Raw genomic sequence first — 9,484 nt, 5'->3', positions numbered from 1 at the left:
TTGGGCATGATGCGGGCGATCCAGGACCTGGACCAGCAGCTCGCCGGCAGCTGACACACGGCACGGTTTCACGAAGAGGGTCGACCACGACGGTCGGCCCTCTTCGTCGTATACGCCGCTCTCACACCGAGTGTCCGCGCGGGAGGTCGAGTGCTGCTGGGCGCGCCGACGCCTTCAGTCGCTGCCACGCGTGTCATCGCGTCGCGCGCGGGTCTGCTCCGCCCGCGCCGAGAGCAGCGCGTCGGCCGGATACCCGACCTCGGTGAGGATCAGGCCTCGCGCGGCCAGCACCTTGAACTCGCTCGTCCTCGTCAGCGCGTCACGCAGCACCACCAGGTCGTCCACATCGAGACGCCGCTCCCCCACCGCCACGCAGGCGCCGACCAGTGCGCGCACCATGCTGTGGCAGAACGCGTCGGCCTTGACCTCCGCCACGAGCACGCCATCGGCATCGCGCTCCCAGCGGTAGTCGAGCAGGGTGCGGATCGTCGTCGCCCCTTCCCTGGGCTTGCAGTACGCCGCGAAGTCGTGCAGCCCGATGAGCGTACGCGCGGCGGCATCCATCGCCTGATCGTCGAGCCGCCCGCGAACCGTGGTCGTGTCGTGGCGGCGCAGCGGATCGAAACCGGCCTGCGCGTCGGCGAGACGGTATCGGTAGCGACGCCACACCGCAGAGAATCGGGCGTCGAACCCCTCCGGGGCGATCGACGTCCGCGTGACCGTGACGTCGGAGTAGGCGCCGAGCACGCCCCTCATGCGACCGGCGATGGTCTCCGCGGGCTCCAGCGGCGCGCGTCCCTGCCGGGCCTCGATGCGCGCCCACTGTCTCTCATCTAGGTCGACGTGCGCGACCTGGCCGCTTGCGTGCACACCGGCGTCGGTGCGCCCCGCGACCACGAACTGCACGTCGGATCCGACGATCCGGGCGAGCGCGGCCTCCAACGTGCCCTGCACGGTGCGGAGAGTCGGCTGCTTCGCCCACCCGCGGAAGTGGGTGCCGTCGTAGGCGATGTCGAGCCGGATGCGCACGGAGCAAGCCTAGGACACGCACTTCTCCTCCGCCGGTCGCCCCTCAGCGTTCGACGAGGATCCCGTCCTCATCGCTGTAGAGGTGGGCCCCGGGCCGGAACACCACTCCGGCGATCACGAGCGTCACGTCGCGCTCACCCGCGCCGAGCTTGGCGCTCTTGCGCGGATTGGTGCCCAGAGCCTTCACCCCGAGGTCGAGCGCGTCGATGGCGACGCTGTCCCGGATCGCCCCGTTGATGACCACGCCCGCCCACCCGCTCGCAACGGCCGATGCCGCGATCAGATCGCCCATGAGCGCCGTCTCGAGCGATCCGGCGCCATCGACGACGAGCACGGCCCCCTCGCCGGGGCTCGCGAGGACGGACTTCACGATCGCATTGTCCTCGAAGCAGCGGACGGTACGGATCGGCCCGTCGAATGCCGTTCTGCGCCCGAACGAGCGCAACTGCAGCGAAAGGGATTGGATCCCCTCTCCGAGCTGGTCGTAGAGGTCGGCCGTCGCGACCGGCATCCTCAGATGCCTCCGTCGATCGAACGGATCGTCACCGCAGGCTCGTCCGGCACCATTACCTCGGTCTCGCGGTTCAGGCTCTCGCCGCGGAAGAACCGCTTCGACCGCGGGAACAGGTACCAGACGAACATCAGCACCAGGCCGAAGGCCAGCGATCCGACACCGATGACGAAAGTGCCGCCGATGCCGAACAGCACCGTGTAGCCGTAGTCGACGTCCCACATGTCGATCGCCGACTGGAGGAACGCCCACGTGAGCATGAGTCCGCCCAGCAACGGGAACAGGCCCTTGAAGAAGAACTCGCGGGCGGACGACGTCAGGTCCTTGCGGAAGTACCACACGCAGGCGAAGCCGGTGATGGCGTAGTAGAACGCGATCGCGAGACCGAGCGAGAGGATCGAGTCCTGAAGGATGTTGTCGCTGATCAGCGTCATCCCGACGTAGTAGACGGAGGCGACCACTCCCATGACGATCGTCGAGAACGACGGGGTCTTGTAGGTCGGGTGCACGTCCTTGAACTTCGCGGGCAGGGCACGGTAGACACCCATCGCGAGTGTGCCGCGGGCCGTCGGCAGGATCGTGGTCTGGGTCGACGAGATCGCCGAGATGATCACCGAGACCACCAGCACCCATCCGAACGGGCCGAGCAGCCCGTCCTTGATCGCCAAGAAGAAGTCGTCGGCGTTCGCCTCGTTGCCCAGGCCCGTGCCGTCCTCGCCGAGACCCGCGTACATCATGGCCGCGATGGTCACGGCGACGTAGGTGAACAGCAGGATCACGGTCGTCAGCAGCGCGGCACGACCCGGGATGCGCTTCGGGTCCTTGGTCTCCTCGTTGAGAGCGAGGCAGGTGTCCCATCCCCAGTAGATGAACAGCGCGAGCAGGATGGCCTCGGTGAAGCCCGACCAGTCGGTGAACGCGAACGGGTTCATCCACTCCCAGTCGAAGGGGGTCGGGTTCGGGGCGGTGCCGGCGAAGAACTGCCACAGCGCCGCGACGACGAAGATCGCGAGCGCCAGGTACTGGATCCCGAGCAGGATGTTCTGGATGCGCTCGCCGATCTCGACCCCGCGCCAGCTGACCCACGTCATCGCCGCGATGAAGAGCACGGCGACGACCACGACGCGCCAGTCGTTGTTCTCGAGGTCCTGTCCGATCAGCGACCAGAAGTAGACCGAGGCGATCTGGGCGAGGTTGGCGAGCACGACCATGCCGGCGACCGCGACACCCCAACCGCCCATCCATCCCACCCAGGGGCCGAACGCCTTGGTCCCCCAAGTGAAGGTCGTGCCGCAGTCGGGCACCGCGTTGTTCAGCTCGCGATAGGCGAAGGCGATCAGGAGCATCGGGACGAAGGCGATGATGAAGGCGATCGGAGCCTGCGCGCCGACGGCGAGCACCACGAAACCGAGCGTCGCGACCAGCGAGTAGACCGGGGCCGTCGAGGCGAGACCGATGACGGTCGACCCCCAGAGTCCCAGTGTTCCCGCAGCCAGACCCTTGCCGTCGGGTCGTTCCAGATGAATCGGCGTCGTTGCTGCCATGTCAGAACAGTAGAGCCACCACGGTTATCGCGTCAATGGGTTTCTTCGACCATCTGAATCCGAAGCACAAGATGCGCCTTGACGACGGATTCCGTCGATTCAGGCCCTTTCGAGCATGGCGTCAGCATGATCGGCCACCCACTCCATCAGGGGCAGCATCCGCTCCATCAGATCGCGACCGAGCGGCGTCAGGCTGTACTCCACGTGCGGGGGCACGGTCGGGAGCGATTCCCGGTGGACCAACCCGTCGTCCGCGAGCGTGCGCAGAGTGGACGCGAGCATCTTCTCACTGATCCCGCCGACCTCCCGACGCAGCGCACCCCAACGGTGGGTGCCATCGGACAGGCAGGAGAGCACGAGAACTCCCCACTTGCTCATGATGTGATCGAGGACGACCCGCGTTCCACAATTCTGATCGAAGACGAATGGAGTCGATTCCTTTATCTGCGCGAAACTAACCGTCATGTGGGTACCTTACTTCAAAGTGGGTACCGTCGGATTGGAATGCCGGACGCCCACCCCGGGGTTGTCGAGGGTGTCACCTAAGAAAGGACCCTCATGACCATCCTCGTCACCGGCGCCACCGGCAACCTCGGCCGCCTCATCATCGCCAGCCTGCTCGAGCGCGGAGCCGCTCCGCAGTCGATCGTCGCCGGAGCCCGCGACACGGCCAAGGCCGCTGATCTCGGCGTGCGCGTCGTCCCCCTCGACTACACCGACCCCGCATCCGTCGCCGCTGCCGTCGAGGGTGTCGACACCGTCGTGCTGGTATCCGGATCCGAGGTCGGCCAGCGCGTCGCACAGCACCAGGCGGTCATCGAGGCCGCCAAGGCCGCCGGCGTCTCCAAGTTCGTCTACACGAGCGCCCCGAAGGCGACCACGAGCGACCTGATCCTGGCGCCGGAGCACAAGGCGACCGAAGAGCTCATCGCGGCCGCGGGACTGCCCGCGGTGATCCTCCGCAACAACTGGTACACCGAGAACTACGCCGCCGACCTCGCGCGCGCCGCCGAGACGGGCGTGCTCGCCGCCGGCGCCGGCGACGGACGTGTCGCCTCGGCGAGCCGCAAGGACTTCGCCGAAGCCGCGGCCGCAGTGGCGCTCGAGGACGGGCACATCGGCGAGGTCTACGAGCTGGGCGGCGACGTCGCCTGGAACTACTCCGACCTCGCCGCGGCGTTCGCCGAGGTGACGGGACGAGGGGTCTCGTACGTCCCGCTCGGCTTCGACGACCAGATCGCCGCGCTCCGCGGCGCCGGCCTCGACGAGGGTACGGCCGGATTCGTCGCTGCGCTCGACGCCGGAATCAAGAACGGCGCCCTCGGCGACACCGACGGCACGCTCGCACGTCTGATCGGCCGCCCGACGACCCCGCTCGTCGAGGGGCTGCGCGCCGCCTCCGCCTGATCCCGCGGGGAGACCGCGTGCCGTCGTCCCCCCGGACGGCGGCACGCGGTGGCTTTCCTCGCTGGGTCAGGTCGCCGCGTGCGCTTGCACCGGAACCTGCACGTGAGCGACGGTGAGGGTGATGCTCTCACGGCGGACGCCGCGCTCCGCGAGCACCGCATCGACGGCCGCCTGCACGGCGTGGAGGATCTCCGCCGAACGCGCTGCGGAGTCGACACCGAGGGTCGCCTCGATGACCACACCGTCACCGTTCCCGGCGACGGAGACGATCGGCTCCTCGTTCGTGCGCACGCCGATCGCCTCGGCCCCCGCACGCAGCAGGTTCGAGATCAACGACCCGGACCGATAGACGCTGCGGACGCCCGGCGTCGACCGGACGACCGCCTCGATCGCTGCGGCGAGCTCGCCGCGCTCCTGTGCATCCATCAGCTCTCCCCCGCCCACGACGACACCTCCCGGATGTCTCTGATCGCGATGTCGATCGCGACGACGTTCAACTCGGTGTGTGCACGCAGACCACGATCCACCTCGGCTCGCAGCTCGGCGGCGACCTTCGGGATGGACTGTCCGTGCAGCGCGCTCGCATCGATCTCGACACGGATCGGGGTCCCGGGTCGGGTCACGTCCCCGTCGAGTCGGCACCGTCCGATGAGAAGGCCGGGCACGGCGTTCTCCGCCGACCGGATGAGTCCTCGCACCGCACCCTCGGTGATCGCGAGATCCACCTGCGGATCCGGAGACTCGAACGGGATGCGCCTTCCGGCGCGCGCATCCATGGCGATGCCACTGAGGATGCGATCGACCCAGTTCTCGTCGACCGGAGGTTCGGCAGCGGCTTCCGCAGCGATGAGCTCGGCACCGAGCCCCTGCAGCCGTGTCAGTGCGTCGAGTGCGAGCTGGCAACCGGGAGACTCGTCGATCGAGCGATCTGCGGGCTGTCGCCCCGCATCGAGATAGTCGGTGAGCTCGTCGAGCGTGTGCCCGTCGAGATCGGTCGGTTCCAGGCCGAGCCGGCGGACGTCGGGACTCTCTCTGTCGTCGGTCATCGCCACTCCTCCATCCGTACGATCATGTATTTCCGTGCTCGGGCGAGCAGTCCGCGGGCCGTCGAGACGGGGATGTCGAGCTCCTCGGAGATCTCCTCATAGGAGTACCCGCCGATCTCCCGCAGAACCCAGCACTCGCGCTGCGCATCCGGCAGCTCGCGCAGGGCGGCACCGAGCGCCGCGACGCCCGCGCGCGCTTCGACGACCGCGGTCGGCGACGCGTGCAGCGGGGCGGGACGGTCGATCGAGTCGATGTCCACGGCCGGTCGGGTCGCACGGATGCGATCGACGGCCTTCCGACTGACGATCCGCATCAGCCAGCTCTTCACCTTGGTCGGGTCGTCGAGCTCGCCGAACCGCTGCCAGGCGGTGACGAAGGATTCCTGGACGATGTCGTCGACATCGGCCGATGCGTTCAGCATCCGCTGCGTGTACGCCCGCATCATGGGCGTGTACCTGCGCACGAGAACCGCGAACGCCGCGACGTCGCCATCCATCGCGCGGCCGGCGACGATGCCGTCGTCCGCATGTTCGAGCGCTGTGCGAAAGCGTTCGTCTTCCATCTACCCCACCCCTCGACCCGATCCCCTGAGAGGTTCGGAACAGTCGCCCCACCGGATCGGATCATTTCTCACCCACCTGGGAAGGATCGGGGAGAGGCCGCGCGGCCTCTCCCCGCCTCGTCACTTCTTGAAGGCATCCTTCACGTTCTCGGCGGCGTCGCGGACGTCGCCCTTCGCCTGCTCGGCTTTGCCCTCGGCGACGAGCTTGTCGTTGTCGGTGAGCTTGCCGACGGTCTCCTTCGCCTTGCCGGAGACCTTCTCCGCAGCGGCCTTGATCTTGTCTTCAGCACTCATGGCTTCTCCTTCTCCCATATCGGCCCCGGAGTTCGGGACCGCGTCTTCGACGAGGCGCCCTATGCGGTCGGCGCGTCGTCCGTGTCGTTGTCATCGTCGGAGGGCACGTGCACGTCGTCGATGGTGACGTTGACCTCGACGGCCTGCACGCCCACCAGCTCGACGATGTCCCGGTGGATGGCTGCGCGCACGTCGTCGGCGACCTTCTGCAGCGACACCGGATACTCCGCGACGATCGTCACATCGACCGTGATCTGTGCTTCGCCGACCGCGACGCTGATCCCCTGCGAGAGGTCGGTCGTGTTGAGCGCATCCCGAATCGCGCCCACCATGCGCGCGGCGCCCCCGCCGAGCGTGTGGACCCCACTGACGTCACGCGCAGCGATGCCGGCGATCTTCGCGATCACCGCATCCTCGATCGTGGTCGTCCCCACTGCAGCCCCCTGCACCGGAGTGACGACCTGGATCTCGGGCTGAATGCCTCCCGTCGTGTTCGTCATCGTGAGCTCCTTCATCCGTGTGCCGCCCGCAGTGCGGTGCGCAGGTCGCGGTCGGCGACGCCATCACTAAGACGTATGCCGGAGGGCAGATGTCACAGATCGGTCGAAAAGATTCTCGTGAAGGCTCAACGCACCACTCTCAGTGCACTCCAAGGTTGAGAGTGCAATATTGCACTCCATGAGCGAGAGTGCAGATTCACTGCGGGAGCAACGCAAGCGGGACACCTCCCGCGCCCTCACCGATGCCGCGCGGCGACTGACGACGGAGAGGGGCTTCGCCGGTTTCACGATCGAGGAGCTGTGCGCCGAGGTCGGGGTCTCCCGTCGCACGTTCTTCAACTACTTCGAGAGCAAGGAGAACGCGGTCTTCGGGTTCGCGACGATCGATTCCCGCCAGGAGGCGCTCGAGGAGGAGTTCGCCGCCCGCCGCGGCGACCTCATCGACGACTTCATCCAGCTGACGATCAGCCGCTTCGAGCTCTTCAATCCCGTGGAAGACGCCCCGGCGATGTTCGCCGTGATCGAGCAGGAGCCGCGTCTGCTCAAGGCCGCATTCGAGCAGATCGCGAAGAACGAACGACGCGATGTCGGCCTGATCCTGCGCCGCACTGTCGACGCCGAAGGCTCCGATCAGACCGACGACACGGCCGACGCGGAGTTGCGCGCCGAGGTGGTCGTGCACACCGTCGGCGCGCTCGTGCGCATGAGCATGGACCAGCTCCTGCATCACCAGTCCATCGAGTCGTTCGCCGACCTCATCACCCGACGCCTCGACCTCGCCCGATCGCTGTACGCGCCGTCACAGAAAGCCCACTGAATGTCCGTCACCGCCACGAAGGATGCGCCCTTCCTGCTCACGAAGCGCCGCATCTGGATCATCTTCAGCGCCCTCATCGCGGGCATGCTGCTCTCCAGCCTCGACCAGACCATCGTCTCCACCGCCATGCCGACGATCGTCGGGCAGCTCGGCGGCGTCGACCACCAGGTGTGGATCACCACCGCCTACCTGCTCGCGACCACCATCGTGATGCCCATCTACGGCAAGTTCGGCGACGTCCTGGGTCGGCGCAACCTCTTCCTGGTCGCGATCGCGCTGTTCACCCTCGCCTCGGTCGGCTGCGCGTTCGCCACCGACTTCTGGATGTTCGTCGTGTTCCGCGCACTGCAGGGTCTCGGCGGTGGTGGTCTGATGATCCTGTCGCAGGCGATCATCGCCGACATCGTCCCCGCCAATGAGCGTGGCAAGTACATGGGACCGCTCGGTGCCGTCTTCGGCCTCTCGGCTGTCGCCGGTCCACTGCTCGGTGGCTACTTCGTCGACCACCTCACCTGGCAGTGGGCGTTCTACATCAACATCCCGGTCGGCATCGCCGCCTTCATCATCGCCCTGGTCGCGCTCAAGCTGCCGAGCAAGAAGGCCGAGAAGCCGATCGACATCTTCGGGGTGATCTTCCTCTCCATCGCCACGACGTGCCTCATCTTCTTCACCGACTTCGGCGGAGACAAGGAGTTCGGTTGGGATTCGCTCGCCACCTGGGCCTGGGGCGCCGGACTCGTCGTCGCAGCGGCCGCCTTCGTGATCACGGAGTCGCGGGTGCAGGACCCGATCATCCCGCTGAGCCTGTTCCGCAACCCGATCTTCGTGAACGCCACCGCGATCGGACTCGTCCTCGGAATCGGCATGTTCGCGGCGATCGGATTCGTGCCGACCTTCCTGCAGATGTCCTCCGGCACCTCTGCCGCGGAATCCGGTCTGCTGATGATCCCGATGATGGTCGGCCTGATGGGGACCTCGATCTTCTCGGGCATCGCGATCTCGAAGACCGGCCGATACAAGATCTATCCGATCCTGGGCACGATCATCACCGGCATCGCCATGGTCTCGATGACCACGCTGTCGGCATCGACCCCGATCTGGCTGATCTGCGTGTTCCTGTTCGTGTTCGGCGCCGGTCTCGGCCTCATCATGCAGGTCGTCGTGCTGGTCGTGCAGAACGCGGTCCCGGCCGGCGAGATCGGCACCGCGACCAGCACGAACAACTACTTCCGCGAGGTGGGCGCCTCCCTCGGCACGGCGGTGTTCGGCACGATCTTCACCACGCGGCTCACCGAGAACCTGCTCGGCGTCTTCGCGGGAGCCGGCGCCTCACCCGAGGCGGCCTCCGAGGCCGCGTCGACGATCGATCCGTCGACGCTCAGCTCCCTGCCCGACGAGGTCCGAGAGGGCATCGTCACCGCCTATGCGGACGCCCTGGCGCCGGTGTTCTGGTATCTCGTCCCATTCATCGTGCTCGCGCTCCTGCTCTCGCTGTTCCTCAAGCAGATCCCGCTGTCGGATCAGGCCGGACTGGTCGCACGCGGCGAGGCCATCAGCGGTGACGAGGCGGAGCGGCTGGAGGCCGAGCAGCGCGGGGGCGGACGGTCGGATGCGGCCGTCGCCGACGCCACGACCGATGCCGGGCCGACGGACCCCGGCTCCAGACCCGTCGCGCGCTGAGCGAGCCGCCCTTGCCCGCCTGGGGCAGGGGCGGCTCTCTGTCAAGGGGCTCCCCTTTCGCGTCCCGATCGAGCAGTGTTCATCGTGGGGGCA

12 protein-coding genes are annotated in these 9,484 nt (G+C 67.3%); 3 read left to right on the top strand and 9 right to left on the bottom strand.

From position 1 onward, the window contains the following. Nucleotides 1-174: 174 nt before the first annotated feature. The 4 genes from truA to DW307_RS17975 form a co-directional block, all read right to left on the bottom strand. Nucleotides 175-1,029, bottom strand: coding sequence for a tRNA pseudouridine(38-40) synthase TruA (gene truA / locus DW307_RS17990; RefSeq protein WP_021199046.1), 855 nt, complete (start codon nt 1,027-1,029; stop codon nt 175-177). A 43-nt stretch (nt 1,030-1,072) separates the two neighbouring features. After that, on the bottom strand, nt 1,073-1,540 hold the full coding sequence (gene rraA / locus DW307_RS17985; RefSeq protein ID WP_029259832.1) for a ribonuclease E activity regulator RraA: 468 nt from the start codon (nt 1,538-1,540) through the stop codon (nt 1,073-1,075). 2 nt (nt 1,541-1,542) lie between these two features. Beyond that, nucleotides 1,543-3,084 carry an APC family permease gene (locus tag DW307_RS17980; protein WP_021199044.1) on the bottom strand — a complete coding sequence of 514 codons (1,542 nt, stop codon included), beginning with the start codon at nt 3,082-3,084 and terminating at the stop codon, nt 1,543-1,545. A gap of 99 nt (nt 3,085-3,183) precedes the next feature. Then, nucleotides 3,184-3,549 (bottom strand): winged helix-turn-helix transcriptional regulator, encoded by a 366-nt coding sequence (locus tag DW307_RS17975; protein WP_136025364.1) that lies wholly within the window; start codon nt 3,547-3,549, stop codon nt 3,184-3,186. Nucleotides 3,550-3,642: 93 nt separating this feature from the next. On the opposite strand from DW307_RS17975, the gene DW307_RS17970 reads away from it, so the two are divergent. Beyond that, entirely contained in the window at nt 3,643-4,491 is an 849-nt protein-coding gene (locus DW307_RS17970; protein WP_136025363.1) for an SDR family oxidoreductase, read from the top strand. Nucleotides 4,492-4,557: 66 nt separating this feature from the next. Here DW307_RS17970 and DW307_RS17965 read toward each other — a convergent pair whose 3' ends face one another. The 5 genes from DW307_RS17965 to DW307_RS17945 form a co-directional block, all read right to left on the bottom strand. Then, on the bottom strand, nt 4,558-4,917 hold the full coding sequence (locus tag DW307_RS17965; RefSeq protein ID WP_029259830.1) for a hypothetical protein: 360 nt from the start codon (nt 4,915-4,917) through the stop codon (nt 4,558-4,560). After that, nucleotides 4,917-5,537 carry an Asp23/Gls24 family envelope stress response protein gene (locus DW307_RS17960; RefSeq protein WP_021199040.1) on the bottom strand — a complete coding sequence of 207 codons (621 nt, stop codon included), beginning with the start codon at nt 5,535-5,537 and terminating at the stop codon, nt 4,917-4,919. The genes DW307_RS17965 and DW307_RS17960 overlap by 1 nt, the downstream gene beginning before the upstream one ends. Continuing rightward, nucleotides 5,534-6,100: an RNA polymerase sigma factor gene (locus tag DW307_RS17955; RefSeq protein WP_021199039.1), complete on the bottom strand. Its 567-nt coding sequence runs from the start codon at nt 6,098-6,100 to the stop codon at nt 5,534-5,536. Before DW307_RS17955 ends, DW307_RS17960 begins: the two co-directional genes overlap by 4 nt. 120 nt (nt 6,101-6,220) lie before the next feature. Then, entirely contained in the window at nt 6,221-6,394 is a 174-nt protein-coding gene (locus DW307_RS17950; protein WP_029259828.1) for a CsbD family protein, read from the bottom strand. A gap of 59 nt (nt 6,395-6,453) precedes the next feature. Continuing rightward, entirely contained in the window at nt 6,454-6,894 is a 441-nt protein-coding gene (locus DW307_RS17945) for an Asp23/Gls24 family envelope stress response protein (RefSeq protein WP_021199037.1), read from the bottom strand. A 178-nt stretch (nt 6,895-7,072) separates the two neighbouring features. Here DW307_RS17945 and DW307_RS17940 point away from each other — a divergent pair, with 178 nt between their 5' ends. Continuing rightward, the gene (locus tag DW307_RS17940; protein WP_021199036.1) at nt 7,073-7,711 is read left to right on the top strand and encodes a TetR/AcrR family transcriptional regulator; all 639 of its coding nucleotides are present in this window, start codon (nt 7,073-7,075) and stop codon (nt 7,709-7,711) included. Further along, on the top strand, nt 7,712-9,391 hold the full coding sequence (locus tag DW307_RS17935; RefSeq protein ID WP_136025362.1) for an MDR family MFS transporter: 1,680 nt from the start codon (nt 7,712-7,714) through the stop codon (nt 9,389-9,391). It abuts the gene before it with no gap. The last annotated feature ends 93 nt before the right edge of the window (nt 9,392-9,484 follow it).

The organism is Microbacterium sp. K27 (assembly GCF_004794435.1).
Taxonomy (GTDB): Bacteria; Actinomycetota; Actinomycetes; order Actinomycetales; family Microbacteriaceae; genus Microbacterium; species Microbacterium maritypicum_A.
The sequence above is the reverse complement of the archived record's forward strand: the minus strand, read 5'-3'. Positions and strand labels throughout refer to the sequence as shown.

Excerpts from the sequence above, each read along its gene's own strand:
- DW307_RS17960 (WP_021199040.1), bottom strand. The coding sequence starts at position 5,537 with ATGACCGACGACAGAGAGAGTCCCGACGTCCGCCGGCTCGGCCTGGAA.
- DW307_RS17970 (WP_136025363.1), top strand. The coding sequence starts at position 3,643 with ATGACCATCCTCGTCACCGGCGCCACCGGCAACCTCGGCCGCCTCATC.
- DW307_RS17980 (WP_021199044.1), bottom strand. The coding sequence starts at position 3,084 with ATGGCAGCAACGACGCCGATTCATCTGGAACGACCCGACGGCAAGGGT.
- DW307_RS17965 (WP_029259830.1), bottom strand. The coding sequence starts at position 4,917 with ATGGATGCACAGGAGCGCGGCGAGCTCGCCGCAGCGATCGAGGCGGTC.
- rraA (WP_029259832.1), bottom strand. The coding sequence starts at position 1,540 with ATGCCGGTCGCGACGGCCGACCTCTACGACCAGCTCGGAGAGGGGATC.
- DW307_RS17975 (WP_136025364.1), bottom strand. The coding sequence starts at position 3,549 with ATGACGGTTAGTTTCGCGCAGATAAAGGAATCGACTCCATTCGTCTTC.
- DW307_RS17950 (WP_029259828.1), bottom strand. The coding sequence starts at position 6,394 with ATGAGTGCTGAAGACAAGATCAAGGCCGCTGCGGAGAAGGTCTCCGGC.
- DW307_RS17940 (WP_021199036.1), top strand. The coding sequence starts at position 7,073 with ATGAGCGAGAGTGCAGATTCACTGCGGGAGCAACGCAAGCGGGACACC.
- DW307_RS17935 (WP_136025362.1), top strand. The coding sequence starts at position 7,712 with ATGTCCGTCACCGCCACGAAGGATGCGCCCTTCCTGCTCACGAAGCGC.
- DW307_RS17945 (WP_021199037.1), bottom strand. The coding sequence starts at position 6,894 with ATGACGAACACGACGGGAGGCATTCAGCCCGAGATCCAGGTCGTCACT.
- DW307_RS17955 (WP_021199039.1), bottom strand. The coding sequence starts at position 6,100 with ATGGAAGACGAACGCTTTCGCACAGCGCTCGAACATGCGGACGACGGC.